A 15,657-nucleotide genomic window follows, 5' to 3' on the forward strand; every position below is an offset into this window, starting at 1 on the left:
GGTACAGTCCAATCCTGTGACCGCGCGACTGGCCGACATCGCAGCCCAGGCGGGGGTCAGCGAGGCGACCGTGAGCCGGGTCCTGAACGGCAAACCGGGCGTCGCTGCGGCCACCCGTCAGTCCGTGCTCGCCGCACTCGACGTCCTCGGCTACGAACGTCCGGTGCGGCTGCGCCGGCGCAGCGCGGGCCTGGTCGGCCTGATCACGCCCGAGCTGGAGAACCCGATCTTCCCCGCGCTCGCCCAGGTGATCGGCCAAGCCCTCACCCGGCAGGGGTATACGCCGGTGCTCGCCACCCAGACACCCGGCGGCTCCACCGAGGACGAGCTCACGGAGATGCTGGTGGACCGCGGCGTCGCGGGCATCATCTTCGTCTCGGGGCTGCACGCCGACACCACGGCCGACATGGAGCGCTATGAGCAGTTGCGGGCGCAGGGCGTGCCGTTCGTGCTCGTGGACGGCTTCTCGCCGAAGGTGCAGGCGCCGTTCATCTCGCCGGACGACCGGGCGGCGATGCGGCTAGCGGTGACGCATCTGTCCTCGCTCGGGCACAGCCGTATCGGGCTCGCGCTCGGCCCGCGGCGCTTCGTCCCCGTACAGCGCAAGATCGAGGGTTTCACGCTCTCGATGCGCGAGCGGTTCCGGCTCTCGTCCGAGGAGATCGAGTCGGACCTCGTGCGGCACTCCCTGTACACGCTGGAGGGCGGGCAGGCCGCGGCGGCCGCGCTCCTGGACCGCGGCTGCACGGCCGTGGTGTGCGCCAGCGACATGATGGCGCTCGGCGCGGTACGGGCCGTGCGCGAGCGGGGCCTTCAGGTGCCGGACGACGTCTCGGTGGTCGGCTTCGACGACTCGGTGCTCGTCGCCTTCACCGACCCGCCGCTGACCACCGTCCGCAAGCCGGTTCCCGCGATGGGCCAGGCCGCGGTGCGCACCCTCCTGGAGGAGATCGCGGGTACCCCCGCACCGCACAGCGAGTTCGTTTTCATGCCGGAGCTCGTGGTGCGGGGCTCGACCGCCTCCTGCCGCCCCTCAGGGGCCTGAGAGGCCTCTGAGGCGCCCCTGAAGGGTTCGCACGGGGCGGCTCGTCCCTGGGGTGTAGGGAATGCGGCCGGGACCCGACCGGGGGATGATCTGAAGAGTGGTGGGCATCTGGCAGACTCTGTCCCTATGGGTGAGATGACTGTGACGACACTGGAAGGCCGCCAAGGGCCCGCCACCACATCACCCATCGCGGGCGAGGCAGATGACCGCAATGGGCGGAATCTCCTGCGCCGGTTGCGGACCCCGCGCCGGCCGCGGCTGTGGTTCGAGATCCTGCTGATCGCGGTGAGTTACTGGACGTACTCGCTGATCCGCAACGCCGTGCCGGAGCAGAAGTCCGCGGCCCTGCGCAACGCGGACTGGCTCTGGGGCGTGGAGCACGACCTCGGCCTGGCCTTCGAGCACAGCGTCAACCACGCCGTCGACTCGGTGACATGGCTCATCGTCGGCATGAACTACTACTACGCGACGCTGCACTTCATCGTGACGCTCGGTGTCCTCGTGTGGCTCTACCGATGGCATCCCGGCCGCTATGCCGCCGCCAGGCTCGCGCTGTTCGCGACGACGGCGGTCGCCCTCGTCGGTTACTACCTGTATCCGCTTGCCCCGCCCCGGCTGATGCCCGGCGGTGACTTCATCGACACGGTCGTGGTGCACAACACCTGGGGCTCGATGGCCTCGGGCGACCTGAAGAACGTGTCGAACCAGTACGCGGCCATGCCCTCCATGCACATCGGCTGGTCCCTCTGGTGCGGCCTGACGATCTTCGCGCTCGCGTCGGTGCCGTGGGTGAGGGTCCTCGGCCTGCTGTATCCCACGGCCACCCTGGTGGTGATCGTGGCCACGGCCAACCACTTCTGGCTGGACGCGGTGGGCGGCATGATCTGCCTGGCGTTCGGCTTCACGGTGGTCCGGTTCTGGTACGGCAACCTGCCGCACCGACTGCCGCGGCTCATTCCCGACGAGCCGCCCCGCAGCACGCGCACCGAGGGCCGCCGCAAGCGCTACGCCCCGTAGAACCGCTCCTCCATCACGGCCCGCGCCCGCCGCGTGATCCGCCGGTAGTCGTCCAGCATCACGCCGACCGTGCCCGCGTCGTACCCGAGGTAACGCCCGACGGCGGCGAGCTCCCTGCCGTCCGACGGGAAGGTGTCCCCTGCCCGGCCGCGCACCAGCATCACCGCGTTGCGCACCCGGGTGGCGAGCACCCAGGCCTCGTCCAGGGTCGCCGCGTCCTCCGTCGCCAGGAGTCCGGCCGCGCAGGCCGCGTGCAGGGCCTCGCGGGTGCGGGTGGTGCGCAGTCCGGGCTCGGCCCAGCCGTGCTGGAGCTGGAGCAACTGGACGGTCCACTCGACGTCGGAGAGGCCGCCGCGGCCGAGCTTGGTGTGCAGGGTGGGGTCGGCGCCGCGCGGCAGCCGCTCGGACTCCATGCGCGCCTTCAGCCTGCGGATCTCGCGTACGGCGTCGTCGCCGAGGCCCTCGGCGGGGTAGCGCAGCGGGTCCACCAGGTCGATGAAGGCCCGGCCGAGGTCGGCGTCGCCCGCGACCGGCTCGGCGCGCAGCAGGGCCTGCGCCTCCCAGACGAGGGACCAGCGGCGGTAGTAGGCCGCGTACGACTTCAGGGTGCGCGCCAGCGGTCCCGACTTGCCCTCCGGGCGCAGATCGGCGTCGATGAGGAGCGGCGGGTCCGCGCTCGGCAACTGAAGGAGCCGCCGCATCTCGGTGACGACCGCGGACGCGGCCTTCGCCGCCTCCTGGTCGTCGACGCCCTCGCGCGGCTCGTGCACGAACAGGACGTCGGCGTCCGAGCCGTAGCCGAGCTCGCGGCCGCCGAAGCGGCCCATGCCGATGACCGTGAACCGGGTCGGCAGGTCGTCGCCCCAGCCCTCGCGGACCACGGCGCGCAGCGTGCCCGCGATGGTGGCGGCGGTCAGATCGGACACGGCCAGACCCACCCGGTCCACCAGGGCGCCCGCGTCGGCCCGCCCGTCTCCCGCCACCACCCTTGTCCCGAGCGCTGCGCGCACGCCTTCCCTTTCGGGGCTGTCCTCCGTGCCGTACGAGGAGATGATGTCGGCGGCCGTGGTGCGGAACAGCTCACGGCGGCGCACGCCGCGGGCCGCCGCGACGGCCTGTTCCACGCCGTCCGCGCGGCGCACGGCGGCGAGGGCCTCCTGTTCCAGGTTGCCGCGTCCGCGGGGTTCCAGGCCGCGTTCGTCGCCGAGCAGGGCGACGGCCTCGGGGGCGCGCAGGAGCAGGTCGGGGGCGAGCCGTCCGGCCGAGAGCACCCGGGCGAGGTTCTCCGCGGCGGCGCCCTCGTCGCGCAGGAGCCGCAGGTACCAGGGTGTCTTGCCGAGGGCGTCCGACACCTTGCGGAAGCCGAGAAGTCCCGCGTCCGGGTCGGCGGAGTCCGCGAACCAGCCGAGCAGGACGGGCAGCAGCGTGCGCTGGATGGCGGCCTTGCGGGTCACGCCGGAGGCCAGGGCCTCCAGATGGCGCAGGGCCGCGACGGGGTCGGCGTACCCGAGCGCCACCAGGCGTTCGCGGGCCGCTTCCGTGCTGAGCCTGCTCTCGCCGGGGGCGAGTTGGGCGACGGCGTCGAGCAGCGGGCGGTAGAAGAGCTTCTCGTGCAGGCGGCGGACGACGGACGTGTGCCGTTTCCAGGCGCGGGCGAGGTCGGTGAGGGGTTCGGTGCGCATGCCCAGGGAGCGGCCGATGCGGCGCAGGTCGGCGTCGGTGTCGGGCAGCAGGTGGGTGCGGCGCAGCCGGTGCAACTGGATGCGGTGTTCCAGGGAGCGCAGGAAGCGGTAGGCGTCGTCGAGCTGAGTGGCGTCGACCCGGCCCACGTAGCCGCCGGCGGCGAGCGCGGCGAGGGCGTCCAGGGTGGTGCCGCTGCGCAGCGACGCGTCGGCGCGGCCGTGCACCAACTGCAGCATCTGCACGGCGAATTCGACGTCGCGCAGACCGCCGGGGCCGAGTTTCAGCTCGCGGTCGACCTCGCCCGCGGGAATGTTCTCCACGACGCGGCGGCGCATCTTCTGCACGTCGGGGACGAAGTTCTCACGCTCGGCGGCCCCCCACACCAGGGGCGCGACGGCGGCCGCGTACTCCTTGCCGAGCTCTTTGTCGCCTGCGACGGGCCGGGCCTTGAGCAGCGCCTGGAACTCCCAGGTCTTCGCCCAGCGCTGGTAGTACGCGAGGTGGCTGGAGAGGGTGCGCACCAGGGGGCCGTTCCTGCCCTCGGGGCGCAGGTTGGCGTCGACCGGCCAGATGGTGCCTTCGACGGTGGTCTCGGAGCAGATCCGCATCAGGTGGGCGGCGAGCCGGGTGGCTGCCCGGATCGCCGCGCCTTCTTCGACGCCGTCGACGGCCTCGCCCACGAAGATCACATCGACGTCGGAGACATAGTTCAGCTCGTGGCCGCCGCACTTGCCCATCGCGATCACCGCGAGGCGGCACCGCGCGGCGTCGTCGGGCGCCGCCTGCTCTGCCATGGCGAGTGCGGCGCGCAGGGTGGCCGTGGCCAGGTCGGCGAGTTCGGCCGCGGCCTCGGCGACGTCGGTGGTGCCGCAGACGTCGCGGGCGGCGATGGAGAGCAGGCAGCGGCGGTAGGCCACGCGCAGCGACACCGGGTCGGTGGCCTCGGCGAGGCCGCGCTCGAACTCCTCGACGCCAGGATGCAGGTCGGCGGCCTCGTAGGTGACCAGGGCCCGCCAGTCGCCCGGGTGCCGGGCGAGGTGGTCGGCGAGGGCCTCGGATGCGCCGAGGACGCCGAGCAGCCGGTCACGCAGGGGCTTGGCGCTGAGCAGGGTGTCGAGCAGCTCGCGGCGCGCGGTGGGGTCGGGCTGCGCCTCGGCGAGCCGGACGAGGCCGAGCAGTGCCAGGTCCGGGTCGGCGGTGGCGCCGAGGGCGTCGAGGAGCACCGGGTCGGTGCGGACGGCGGCGAGCTCGTCGGCGCCGAGAAGCCGCTCGGCGGTGGAGGGGTCGGTGAACCCGTGCCGCAGCAACCGCGTGAAGGTGCTGCTTCTGCGTCCCTGCGGCAGCGTCATCCCCGCGCCTTTCGCTCGCCCGTTCCTGACCTTGAGCCTACTAAGGGCCTGCCGATGAGTTCCGCGCGCGTGCGGGGTCCGCACCGGGACAGGAGTATGGAGAGCAGGAGGCCACGTCATGCCGAGCCAGGAACCCCGCGTCGATGTCGACGCCCGCTACAGCAGCGAGGGAGCCGCCGCGACCCCCTGGCCACAGGCCCGGGACGCGCTCGCGGCGGCCGAGCTGTTCTGGATCTCGACGGTACGCCCCGACGGGCGCCCGCACGTCACCCCGCTGAGCGCCCTGTGGCAGGGGGACGCTCTGCACTTCTCCACCGGCCCGGCCGAACGCAAGGCCCGCAACCTCCAGGCCAACCCCGAGGTCGTCCTGACGACTGGCACCAACCTCTGGGACAAGGGCCTCGACGTGGTCGTCGAGGGCACGGCGATCCGGATCACGGACGACGCGCGACTGCGGGGCCTCGCGGCGGCCAAGGGCGACCCGTTCAGCCAGACGCGCTACCGCTTCGCGTGAGCCGGGGCGGCGTACACCGTACGCGACCGTGCGGCCTGCGCATTCCCCGGGACAGGGCCCCCGATCGCTGATGTACTCCTCGCATGGAATACACACTCGAAGTGATCGGCGTGCCCGTCAGCGACATCGACCGCGCCAAGGAGTTCTACGCGACCAAGTGCGGCTTCCACGTCGACATCGACACGGAGGTCATGCCGGGCGTGCGCGTCGTGCAGCTCACCCCGCCCGGGTCCGGCTGTTCCATCATGCTGGGCGACGCCATCTGGGACACCACCCCGGGTCCCACCCCGCAGCCCGGCACCTACCACGGCCTCCAGCTCTGCGTCCCCGACATCAAGCAGGCCCACGCCGAGCTGACGGCCCGCGGCCTGGAGGTCACCGAGCCGGTCCAGTACGCCGAGCAGGACGGTGGCACGTTCATGTACTTCACGGACCCGGACGGCAACGGCTGGTCCGTCCAGGAGTACAGAGTCCGGGCGGGGACGCCACTGCGGGCGGCGATACGCCCCTGACCGGGGCGTGGGGCTCGCGGTGGCGCCCTGAAGGGGCGCGGGGAACTGCGCGAGCAACCAGCGACAAGCCGCAGACGCGTCTGCCGAGTCACGAGCAGACGCGTCCGCGGCTTTTCTTCGGCTGAGCGCGCAGTTCCCCGCGCCCCTTCAGGGGCGCTCACCCTCGGGGCGGTTTACAGGACCGGCAGGTTCTTGCGGAGTTCGAAGGCGGTCACCTCGGAGCGATACTCCTCCCACTCCTGCTTCTTGTTCCGGAGGAAGAAGTCGTACACGTGCTCCCCGAGCGTCTCGGCGACCAACTCGGACCGCTCCATGAGGGCAATCGCCTCCCCCAGGTTCTGGGGCAGCGGCTCGATCCCCATCGCGCGCCGCTCGGCGTCGGAGAGCGCCCACACGTCGTCGTCGGCGCCCGGCGGGAGCTCGTAGCCCTCCTCGATGCCCTTGAGGCCGGCGGCGAGGAGGACGGCGTACGTGAGGTAGGGGTTGGCGCCGGAGTCGATGGAGCGGACCTCGACGCGGGCCGAGCCGGTCTTGCCGGGCTTGTACATGGGCACCCGGATGAGGGCCGAGCGGTTGTTGTGGCCCCAGCAGATGTACGAGGGGGCCTCACCGCCCGCGCCCGCGGTGCGCTCCGAGCCGCCCCAGATGCGCTTGTAGGAGTTCACCCACTGGTTGGTGACCGCGGAGATCTCGGCGGCGTGCTTGAGCAGGCCCGCGATGAAGGAGCGGCCCACCTTGGAGAGCTGGTACTCGGCGCCGGACTCGTAGAAGGCGTTGCGGTCGCCCTCGAAGAGGGAGAGGTGCGTGTGCATGCCCGAGCCGGGGTGCTCGGAGAACGGCTTGGGCATGAAGGTGGCCTGCACGCCCTGCTCCAGGGCCACCTGCTTCATGACCAGGCGGAACGTCATGATGTTGTCGGCGGTGGAGAGCGCGTCGGCGTAGCGGAGGTCGATCTCCTGCTGGCCGGGGGCGCCCTCGTGGTGGCTGAACTCGACCGAGATGCCCATGGATTCCAGCATGGTGATGGCCTGGCGGCGGAAGTCCATGCCGACGTTCTGCGGGGTGTGGTCGAAGTAGCCGGAGTTGTCGGCGGGGACGGGGCGGGAGCCGTCCAGGGGCTTGTCCTTGAGCAGGAAGAACTCGATCTCGGGGTGGGTGTAGAAGGTGAACCCGAGGTCGGAGGTCTTGGCGAGGGCGCGCTTGAGGACGTAGCGCGGGTCGGCGAAGGACGGGGAGCCGTCCGGCATGAGGATGTCGCAGAACATCCGGGCCGTGCCCGGGGCCTCCGCGCGCCACGGCAGGACCTGGAAGGTGCCAGGGTCCGGCTTGGCGATCATGTCGGACTCGTAGACACGGGCGAAGCCCTCGATGGCCGAGCCGTCGAAGCCGATGCCCTCGTCGAAGGCCTGCTCCAGCTCGGCGGGGGCGACCGCGACCGACTTCAGGAAGCCGAGTACGTCCGTGAACCACAGGCGTACGAACCGGATGTCGCGCTCCTCCAGAGTGCGGAGCACGAACTCCTGCTGCTTGTCCATCTCGACTTCCACCCATCCTTGCTGGTCGGAACCGGCTGCTCCCGAGCCACGGGACGTCGCCCCGGCACATGAGCATCCCACCACACGGTTTCATACGCGTTGCGGCCGCTCATTGCCCATAGTGCACGGTCCCCCGAGCGCGGTGACAGCGGCGTCGACCCACCTCTCTGAAGTGGTAGGCCGCGGGAACCCAGCGGCAGGCCCTCGCCGGGTCCATCGCCGCCTTCGCCGGGTACCTCGTGGACCACCCCCCGGGCGCCGGGGCCCGGCGCGAGTGGGAGGTGGGGGAGCGCGTCGAGGAGACACCGGACGTGGCCACGTTCCGCCTGTGCCCCGCCGACGGCACCCCGGCACCGGCGTTCCGCCCGGGCCGGTACGTCTCCGTCCAGGTCCGGCTGCCGGACGGGGCCCGGCAGATGCGGCAGTACAGCCTGTCGGGGCGGTGGGTACGGGGGTGTGGCAGATCAGCGTGAAGCGGGTACGGGGCGCCGGTGCGCGGGGAGCCGACGGGCCGGGGGAAGGGGGCGGCGCGTACGCCCCCGAGGGCGAGGTCTCCACCCATCTGCACGCCCACGTCCGCGAGGGCAGCCGCCCGCACCTCTCCGCGGCCTACGGCGACCTGGTCCTGGACGACCGGGCGACCGGCCCGGCGCGACCCGGGGCACTTGCGGGAGGGGCGGGCGCCGCGCCGCTGCTCCTCGCCTCCGCCGGGATCGGCGTCACCCCGATGATCGCGATGCTCCGCCACCTGGCGGCGGTCGGTCACCGTGCCCCGGTCACCGTCGTCCACGCCGACCACTCCCCCGCCGACCACGCCCCGCGCGCCGACCACCTCGCGTGCGCGGGCGAACTCCCGGACGCCGCCGTCCACTGAGCCGCATGGGGACGCGCAGCGCGAGGTCGGTGGAGTGCAGGAGCCGCCTGCCACGGAGGGTGGGTAACGCGCATCTGCGGTTCAGATCAAGGCTGCCGAAGGCGGCGTCGGGCGGGCCGCCGTGGCCGAGATCGGCCGGATGACGATCGCCCTCGCCTGCCCGGGCGTGCTGTATTTGACAGGACGCGCCTTCCGCCCGCCGGGGCGGAGGCTACGATCAACGCACTCGCACCGCCCCCCGTGTTCAACCCGCCACGTCCGTCCCTTTCCGCAGAAGGACACATCATGGGTTCCGCCAAGAAGACGAGCAGCGCCGAGCGCAAGGCCCGGATAGAGGAGATGCGGCGCGCCGAGGCCGCCCGCGAGCGCCGCAACCGCGTGCTCACCATCACTCTGAGCACGGTCATCGTCGCGGCTGTCGGCATCGGCGGCTTCTTCCTCATCTCGTCGGCCGACGACGACTCGGACTCCGGCGGCAAGTCGGGCGACGCGAAGGCCGTGGCCAAGTTCACCACCACCGGCGACGGCGAGCGGGTCTGGGACGCCAAGAAGCTGGGCCGCACCCACGTCAACGGCAAGGTGAACTACCCGGTGACACCGCCGGTGGGCGGCAACCACAACCAGGTGTGGATGAACTGCAATGGCGATGTCTACACCAAGGAACTCCCGAACGAGAACGCCGTGCACTCCCTGGAGCACGGCGCGGTGTGGGTGACGTACAACGACAAGGCGAAGCCCGCCGACCTGAAGAAGCTCGAAGCGAAGGTCAAGAAGACCCCGTACTCGCTGATGAGCCCCGTCAAGAAGCAGAAGGACCCGATCCTCCTCTCGGCGTGGGGCCACCAGCGTGTGATCAAGGGCGCGGACGACCCGAAGGTGAACGCGTTCTTCTCCACCTACGTCCAGGGCAAGCAGACCCCCGAGCCCGGTGCGGCCTGCACCAACGGCCTGGGGCAGTGATGAAGCGCACGGACTGGCTGATCGGCGCCGTCGCGGGCGCGGTGCTCGCGGCGGGCGGCATCACGGCGGCGGTGGCGTCCACCGGCGACTCCTCGGACTCCTCAACCTCCTCAGCCTCCTCGAACGCGGCCCGTACGCCCGCGACTTCGTCCGCCGACGCCGGCTTCGCCAGGGACATGTCGGTGCACCACCAGCAGGCCGTGGAGATGTCGTACATCGTCCGGGACCGCACCAAGAACGAGGAGATCCGGCGCCTCGCCTACGACATCGCCCAGACCCAGGCCAACCAGCGCGGCATGATGCTCGGCTGGCTCGACCTGTGGGAGCTGCCGAAGGTGCCGCCCGGCGATCCCATGGAGTGGATGGACATGAGCGGCGCCCCCTCCGCGGGGGAGGGTTCGCTGATGCCCGGGATGGCGACGAACGCGCAGATGAAGCGGCTCGGTGAGCTGAACGGCAAGCAGGCCGAGGTGTATTACCTGAAGCTGATGACCGCTCACCATCAGGGGGGCATCCACATGGCGCGGGGCTGCGTGGAGCGCTGCGAGGTGCCCGTCGAGAAGCGGCTCGCGCAGGGGATGGTGGAGTCCCAGGAGTCCGAGGTGAAGCTGATGAGGGACCTGCTGAGGGCACGGGGCGCGAAGCCGTAGGAAACCCTGCCGGGGGCTCACCCCACCCCCCACACCACCCCCGGCGGCCGCACCCCCGCACACAACGGCATCCCCTTCTCATCCGTGAGCCCCAGCTCCCCCACAGCCACCCCCGCCGCCACCGCCGCCGCAGGCACATCCGCGAACCACAGCTTCGCCCGCCGGAACATCGCGAACTCGCCGCCGGGAGGCAGCTCGCCCCAGGTCAGGTAGAAGAAGCGCTCGCCCCGCTTGCCCTGGACGTGCGGCCCCTTGAAGTCCGGGGTGCCGTCCGGCGCGGCGACCACGGACACCTCGAACGCGAACACCGCCTCGGCGGCATCGGCCCGCACGGGGTCCTCGGGCCCGGACCCGCGCTGCACGGCCACGTGCACGTCCCGGTACTCCCCGCACTCCGCCCCTGGCAGCTCACGGCCGACGAGGCGCACGGTCAGCTTCTGCGTCATGCCCCCAGTGCACCACGAGGGTCCGACAGCCGCCCGGCCCCGGACCCGACGCTTCGCGCAAGCCCGTCCGGGTGGGCCGTTCACGCGAGCGCTCCTGAGCGGTTGGGCGGTTTTCCTGTCCCGCCGCGGATGCTTCCCCACCCGCCCGTTTCCACCCCATCGCGGGCTTCTGGCTCCCTGTGCCACGCAGGCCCGGACGGCGGCTGCGGGCCGTCTCCCGCGCCGTGCCCGCCCCCGCTGTGGGCAACTGGTCCGCCAGGGGCGGAACGGGTGGGCACAGCCCACGTGGGGGGGGGCCGCTCAATGTGCCCTCAGGATTGCTTCCGTGACCTCGTGGGGGCGGGCCCGCATCAAGAGGTGCCCCGCGGGGGCCAGCACGCGGAAGTCCGCTCGCAGGGTGTGGGCGAGCGCGTGCTGGCGGCCTACCCAGGCGTCGGTGCCGGACGCCTTCGGGGACGCCGCCAGGACCGTCACCGGCGCCCCGCCGGGCAGGGGGGCTCCCCGCCGCATCGCCCCCAGTTCGCGGGCCACGTCCCCGTACGTCAGATACTCCATCAGCGCCGCCCGCCACACCCGCCCCGAGCCGTACACCGCACACAGCTCCCGCGCCGGAGGCGGAGCCGAACGCCCCCCGGCCAGGCGCCGGGCCGACGGCCCCACGGCCCGCGGCACCCCGAGCCCGCCCAGGACGGCTCCCGCACCCCGCGCGAGGGCCGGCCGAACCCCCCTGCCGGGAACGTCCCCCGCCCCAGCCCCCTCCTCCACGCTGGAGTCCACCAGGACGAGCCCCGCCGTCCGCCGAGGACACAGCCGCGCGAACGCCTCCGCGTGGAAGCCCGCCAGCGAATGCCCCACCACGGTCACGGCGTCCTCCCCGAATCCGAGCGCGTCCAGCACGCGCCCGATCCGCTCGGCCTCCCCCACCAGCGTGGGCGCCTCGCGCGCGGGCCCGCTGAGCCCGAGCCCCGGCCGGTCGAAGCGGACGACGGTACGGGAGCGGGCGAGCAGCGCCACCACCGGATCCCACTCGAACCAAGCGAGCCCGAGCCCCGCACTGAGCACGCACACGGGTCCGTCGCCCGTCATCCGCACATGGTGCGGCACCCCGTCGATACGGACGAACACCCCCCTCACGTACGCCGACGCCCCGCCCACACCAGCCACGCCATCACCACCAGCCACACCGCAATCGTCAGCAACTGCATGCGTTGGGCGACCCCCAGGCCCCATGTGCCATGTCCGGATGTGCCGTGTCCGGAGTCGAACGCCGCGACGGCGGCCAACGTCCACACAGTGGCGATCAGTTCGACTCCGACCAGGGTGAGCAGAAGCCCCCTGAACCGGGCCCCGGCCGGGCCCCCGCCCCGCGCCCCGCTCCGGTGCACCACCACCGTCAGGAGCACCATCCCCACCAGCGCCCCCGCCACCGCCACACTGCTGCTGACCGCGTGCGCCGCGTGCGCGAAGGGCACCGCGCCCGCCCGCTCCCGTGCCGCGCAGGCCGCGTCCGCCGTGGGCGCGCAGCTCAGCGGGAGCCGCGAGTCGGCCGCCGTCGCGGCACCGAAGACGGCGACGGCAACCCAGCCGCCGACGGCGAGGAGCGCACGCCCGCGCGCCGCGGCGCGCGGGCGCAGCCACCCAAGCCCTACGACGGCCCCCGCGCACACCAGGATCCCCGCAGCGAGGTCGAGCGTCCGGAAGAACGTGCCGTACGGCTGGTCCTCGGCGGCGAGTTCACTCACGTACGTACGCAGCGGCGAGAGCCCCGTCGGCAGGAACGCCTCCAGGGTCCAGGTGGTGTAGGCGAGGGCGCCGAGCGTGAGGAGGACGGCGACGGCCGCGCGGGCGCGGCCGTCGCCGCGGGCCGCTCCGGCGGCCGGGGGCTCTCGTTGCTCGGCGGAACCGCGCCCGGGCACGGGCGTGCCGACGCGCGACGGGAAACGGCGCATGCTCGCCACCGAAGCGGTCCCGCTCCGCCCCGGTCCGTCCGAAGTCGTCATGGGCCCATGATCGTCGGAGGGGGCCGGGCCCGCATGTCGCCCCATACCCAGGAGGGGTAGGATCCGGCCCGTGCCCCAGAGGAGCCCGAAGAGCCCGACGACGCGCGCGAGCCGCCTCGCGCTGCTCGTCGCGCTGCTCTTCGGCATCGTGGCCATGCACTCGCTGGGCCATCCCCGGGAGCATGGTTCGCGCGCCGAACGGCCTATGGGTGAGCACGCGGTGACGGCTCCGGTCGGCGAGCAGTCGGCGACGGTCCCGGGCGGCAAGCGGGGGGTGTTGGGCCCGGCCCACGGGTACGCGGTGGCGCCTTCGGCCTACGGGTACGCGGTGGCGGCTCCGGCCTACGGGTACGCGGTGACGCCTCCGGCCTACGGGTACGCGGTGGCGGCCCCGGCCTACGGGTACGCGGTGACGCCTCCGGCCTACGAGTACGCGGTGACGGCCCCGGCCTACGAGTACGCGGTGACGCCTCCGGCCTACGAGTGCGCGGTGGCGGCCCCGGCCTACGAGTACGCGGTGACGACCCCGGTCGGTGCTCACGCGCGCGTGGACGACGGCCACCAGGGCGCGGGACGGTCCGGGACGGGCGGCGGCACGCACCCGAACTCGCACTCGCACTCGCACTCGCACTCGCTGGTGGACGGCGCACAGCCGCACTCCGGAGCGCAGGACACCCAGCCGCACACCGGAGCCAAGGACACGCGGCGGCACACCGGAGCGGACGGCACACAGCCGCACACCGGAGCGCAGGACACACAGCCGCACCCCGGAGCCAAGGACACGCGGCGGCACACCGGAGCGGACGGCCCGCAGCCGCACACCGGAGCGGACGGAGCGGACGGCACGCAGCCGCGCTCCGGGGCGGTGGCCGAGCCCCGGCCCGGCGGCCCCGCGCCGCACGCCCCCGGCATGGACCCGCTCTCCGTCTGTCTGGCGGTCCTGGGCGCCGCCCTCACCCTCGCCCTGTCGCACGCGGCGGTCCGCCACCGGCCCGGGGGCGCCCTCGCCCCCGTACAGCGGCTCGCCCAACTGCTCGACGCGCTGCGGCCGCATCCGCCGCCGCCCCGCACCCTCCTCACCCGTCTGTCCGTGCTGCGCGTATAGGCCGCCGTACCGGCTGCTTCGCGCTGCCCGCACGTCCGGGGCCCGCAACAGGGAACCTCCGGGCGCCGAGCGGTGTACCAGAAGCAGCAGACGCGCCCTACTGCACGCACCACACAGACGAGGTGTTCATCAACCATGCGCAAACCGATCACGCGCATCCCCGGTCCCGCGTCCGCCGACGGCCCTTCGAAGCCGTCGCGGCGCGTCCTGCTCGGCGCGGCAGCCGGCGCCGCGGGCGCGGGACTCGTGACGGCCTGCTCCGGGGACGGGGACGGGGGCGGGGACGGGGGCGGCGGCTCCCACTCCGGTCACTCCGGCGGCGGCAACGCAGGCCCGTCCGCGGCTCCGGCGGGCTTCGTGTCGCCCACCGGCAAGGAGGTCGCCGCCGCCGAGCGCGCCCGCCCCGGCGGCGGCCGGGTCCGCGAGGTCCGGCTGACGGCCGCGAGGGCCACGCTCGACCTGGGCGGCCCCACCGTGAGGACGTGGGCGTACGGCGGGGAACTGCCCGGCAGGGAAGTCCGTGTCACCGCGGGCGACACCCTCGCCCTCACGCTCGCCAACCACCTCCCCGAAGCCACCACCCTGCACTGGCACGGCCTCGCCCTGCGCAACGACATGGACGGCGTCCCCGCCCTCACCCAGCGCGCCATCGCCCCCGGCGCCGACTTCTCGTACCGCTTCAAGGTCCCGCACCCGGGGACGTACTGGTTCCACCCGCACTCCGGCACCCAGCAGGACCGTGGTCTGTACGCACCCCTGATCGTCGAGGACCCCCGGGAGCCGCTGCGGTACGACGAGGAGTGGGTGGTCGTCCTGGACGACTGGGTCGACGGGGTGGACGGCTCGACGCCGGACGGGGTCCTGACCGAGCTGCGGGCCGGTATGGAGCACGGCGGGGGCGGCGGCATGGACCACGGGGGCGGGGGTGACGGGGGAGGGGGTCACGAAGGGCACGGCATGGCGACCGGGCCCACCGGAGCCTCCGGAACCACGGGGCCCGCCAAAGCCTCCGGGCCCTCCCGCATGATGATGGGCGCGCGCAGCGACATCCTCGGCCCGGACGCGGGCGACGTCGCCCACCCGCACTACCTGATCAACGGCCGGACCCCCCGCTCCCCCGCCGTCTTCCGCGCCCGCCCCGGCGACCGCGTCCGGCTGCGCCTGATCAACGCGGGCGGGGACACGGCCTTCCGCGTGGCCCTCGGCGGCCATGAGCTGACGGTGACGCACACGGACGGCTTCCCGGTCCGGCACCGGAGGACCGACGCGCTCCTGATCGGCATGGGCGAGCGGTACGACGTCCTCGTCACCGCCAAGGACGGCGTCTTCCCGCTGACGGCGGTGGCCGAGGGCAAGAAGGCCGCGGCGCAGGCGGTGCTCCGCACGGGAGGCGGCAGGCCGCCCGCGGCGTCCGTGCGGCCCAAGGAGCTGACGGGCCGCGTCCTGCTCGCCGACCGGCTCACGGCCGACGACTCGGTGGCCCTGCCGCGCCGGACGCCGGACCGCACGATCAGGATCCGGCTGACCGGCGGCATGCGGAAGTACGACTGGGCGTTCGACAAGAAGCCCTACACCCCCGATCAGCGGCATCCGGTGCGGGCCGGTGAGCGGGTGCGCCTGGTGTTCACCAACGGCACGGCGATGTGGCACCCGCTGCATCTGCACGGCCACACCTTCGCCCTCGCGGGCGCCCCTGGCCGCCCCCGCAAGGACACGGCGGTCGCCCTGCCGAACGGCACCCTGACGGTGGACTTCGACGCCGACAACCCGGGCCTGTGGATGATCCACTGCCACAACGTCTACCACGCGGAGGCGGGCATGATGACGGCCCTCGGCTACCGCACGCGGTAACCGACCCGAGCGGAACCAGGGGCGCGTCCGGCGCCGCGGGCGCACACCCGCGGGCGCACACCCGCGGGCGGTCGGACGCGGTCGGTCGGACGCGGCCGGTCGGACGCGGCCGGTCG

13 protein-coding genes and 1 pseudogene are annotated in these 15,657 nt (G+C 73.1%); 9 read left to right on the forward strand and 5 right to left on the reverse strand.

Annotation, left to right across the window (positions count from 1 at the left end):
* The first annotated feature begins 16 nt into the window (after positions 1–16).
* Both IG78_RS0116710 and IG78_RS0116715 read left to right on the forward strand, forming a co-directional pair.
* Positions 17–1,045 carry a LacI family DNA-binding transcriptional regulator gene (locus IG78_RS0116710; RefSeq protein WP_030563839.1) on the forward strand — a complete coding sequence of 343 codons (1,029 nt, stop codon included), beginning with the start codon at positions 17–19 and terminating at the stop codon, positions 1,043–1,045.
* Positions 1,046–1,171: 126 nt separating this feature from the next.
* Entirely contained in the window at positions 1,172–2,062 is an 891-nt protein-coding gene (locus IG78_RS0116715) for a phosphatase PAP2 family protein (RefSeq protein WP_078965202.1), read from the forward strand.
* On the opposite strand, the gene IG78_RS0116720 is transcribed toward IG78_RS0116715, so the two are convergent.
* Complete coding sequence (locus tag IG78_RS0116720; protein ID WP_030563843.1) at positions 2,050–5,094, reverse strand: bifunctional [glutamine synthetase] adenylyltransferase/[glutamine synthetase]-adenylyl-L-tyrosine phosphorylase; 3,045 nt, start codon at positions 5,092–5,094, stop codon at positions 2,050–2,052. The genes IG78_RS0116715 and IG78_RS0116720 overlap by 13 nt on opposite strands.
* Positions 5,095–5,212: 118 nt before the next feature.
* Between IG78_RS0116720 and IG78_RS0116725 the strand changes: the two genes are divergently transcribed.
* A complete protein-coding gene (locus IG78_RS0116725; RefSeq protein WP_404827699.1) occupies positions 5,213–5,608 on the forward strand; it encodes a pyridoxamine 5'-phosphate oxidase family protein in 396 nt (131 codons plus the stop codon).
* Positions 5,609–5,691: 83 nt separating this feature from the next.
* Positions 5,692–6,120, forward strand: a complete 429-nt coding sequence (locus IG78_RS0116730; protein ID WP_030563847.1) for a VOC family protein — start codon at positions 5,692–5,694, stop codon at positions 6,118–6,120.
* A gap of 173 nt (positions 6,121–6,293) precedes the next feature.
* Here the strand turns inward: IG78_RS0116730 and IG78_RS0116735 are convergent, their stop codons facing one another.
* On the reverse strand, positions 6,294–7,655 hold the full coding sequence (locus IG78_RS0116735) for a glutamine synthetase family protein (RefSeq protein ID WP_030563849.1): 1,362 nt from the start codon (positions 7,653–7,655) through the stop codon (positions 6,294–6,296).
* A 269-nt stretch (positions 7,656–7,924) separates the two neighbouring features.
* On the opposite strand from IG78_RS0116735, the pseudogene IG78_RS45805 reads away from it, so the two are divergent.
* From IG78_RS45805 to IG78_RS0116750, 3 genes and pseudogenes are all read left to right on the forward strand, one after another.
* Positions 7,925–8,526, forward strand: a pseudogene (locus IG78_RS45805) (FAD-binding oxidoreductase); the annotation flags it as partial.
* A gap of 288 nt (positions 8,527–8,814) precedes the next feature.
* Positions 8,815–9,489: a thioredoxin-like domain-containing protein gene (locus tag IG78_RS0116745; protein ID WP_030563851.1), complete on the forward strand. Its 675-nt coding sequence runs from the start codon at positions 8,815–8,817 to the stop codon at positions 9,487–9,489.
* Positions 9,489–10,139 (forward strand): DUF305 domain-containing protein, encoded by a 651-nt coding sequence (locus IG78_RS0116750; protein ID WP_030563853.1) that lies wholly within the window; start codon positions 9,489–9,491, stop codon positions 10,137–10,139. Before IG78_RS0116745 ends, IG78_RS0116750 begins: the two co-directional genes overlap by 1 nt.
* A 17-nt stretch (positions 10,140–10,156) precedes the next feature.
* On the opposite strand, the gene IG78_RS0116755 is transcribed toward IG78_RS0116750, so the two are convergent.
* From IG78_RS0116755 to IG78_RS0116765, 3 genes are all read right to left on the reverse strand, one after another.
* Positions 10,157–10,585, reverse strand: coding sequence for a DUF5990 family protein (locus tag IG78_RS0116755; protein WP_030563855.1), 429 nt, complete (start codon positions 10,583–10,585; stop codon positions 10,157–10,159).
* 300 nt (positions 10,586–10,885) lie between these two features.
* Positions 10,886–11,671, reverse strand: a complete 786-nt coding sequence (locus tag IG78_RS0116760; protein WP_051852715.1) for an alpha/beta fold hydrolase — start codon at positions 11,669–11,671, stop codon at positions 10,886–10,888.
* 44 nt (positions 11,672–11,715) lie between these two features.
* Positions 11,716–12,585 carry a DUF998 domain-containing protein gene (locus IG78_RS0116765; protein WP_225882102.1) on the reverse strand — a complete coding sequence of 290 codons (870 nt, stop codon included), beginning with the start codon at positions 12,583–12,585 and terminating at the stop codon, positions 11,716–11,718.
* A gap of 70 nt (positions 12,586–12,655) precedes the next feature.
* Here IG78_RS0116765 and IG78_RS44080 point away from each other — a divergent pair, with 70 nt between their 5' ends.
* Both IG78_RS44080 and IG78_RS0116775 read left to right on the forward strand, forming a co-directional pair.
* Positions 12,656–13,690: a hypothetical protein gene (locus tag IG78_RS44080; RefSeq protein ID WP_030563860.1), complete on the forward strand. Its 1,035-nt coding sequence runs from the start codon at positions 12,656–12,658 to the stop codon at positions 13,688–13,690.
* 135 nt (positions 13,691–13,825) lie between these two features.
* On the forward strand, positions 13,826–15,541 hold the full coding sequence (locus IG78_RS0116775) for a multicopper oxidase family protein (RefSeq protein WP_051852705.1): 1,716 nt from the start codon (positions 13,826–13,828) through the stop codon (positions 15,539–15,541).
* Positions 15,542–15,657 lie beyond the last annotated feature (116 nt).

The sequence above is a fragment of the Streptomyces aureocirculatus genome (assembly GCF_000720475.1).
In the GTDB taxonomy this organism is placed as follows: domain Bacteria; phylum Actinomycetota; class Actinomycetes; order Streptomycetales; family Streptomycetaceae; genus Streptomyces; species Streptomyces aureocirculatus.

What these genes read in the sequence shown, in the direction of transcription:
- IG78_RS0116715 (WP_078965202.1), top strand. Translation starts at nt 1,172, where the DNA reads ATGGGTGAGATGACTGTGACGACACTGGAAGGCCGCCAAGGGCCCGCC.
- IG78_RS0116720 (WP_030563843.1), bottom strand. Translation starts at nt 5,094, where the DNA reads ATGACGCTGCCGCAGGGACGCAGAAGCAGCACCTTCACGCGGTTGCTG.
- IG78_RS0116725 (WP_404827699.1), top strand. Translation starts at nt 5,213, where the DNA reads ATGCCGAGCCAGGAACCCCGCGTCGATGTCGACGCCCGCTACAGCAGC.
- IG78_RS0116730 (WP_030563847.1), top strand. Translation starts at nt 5,692, where the DNA reads ATGGAATACACACTCGAAGTGATCGGCGTGCCCGTCAGCGACATCGAC.
- IG78_RS0116735 (WP_030563849.1), bottom strand. Translation starts at nt 7,655, where the DNA reads ATGGACAAGCAGCAGGAGTTCGTGCTCCGCACTCTGGAGGAGCGCGAC.
- IG78_RS0116745 (WP_030563851.1), top strand. Translation starts at nt 8,815, where the DNA reads ATGGGTTCCGCCAAGAAGACGAGCAGCGCCGAGCGCAAGGCCCGGATA.
- IG78_RS0116750 (WP_030563853.1), top strand. Translation starts at nt 9,489, where the DNA reads ATGAAGCGCACGGACTGGCTGATCGGCGCCGTCGCGGGCGCGGTGCTC.
- IG78_RS0116755 (WP_030563855.1), bottom strand. Translation starts at nt 10,585, where the DNA reads ATGACGCAGAAGCTGACCGTGCGCCTCGTCGGCCGTGAGCTGCCAGGG.
- IG78_RS0116760 (WP_051852715.1), bottom strand. Translation starts at nt 11,671, where the DNA reads ATGACGGGCGACGGACCCGTGTGCGTGCTCAGTGCGGGGCTCGGGCTC.
- IG78_RS0116765 (WP_225882102.1), bottom strand. Translation starts at nt 12,585, where the DNA reads ATGACGACTTCGGACGGACCGGGGCGGAGCGGGACCGCTTCGGTGGCG.
- IG78_RS0116775 (WP_051852705.1), top strand. Translation starts at nt 13,826, where the DNA reads ATGCGCAAACCGATCACGCGCATCCCCGGTCCCGCGTCCGCCGACGGC.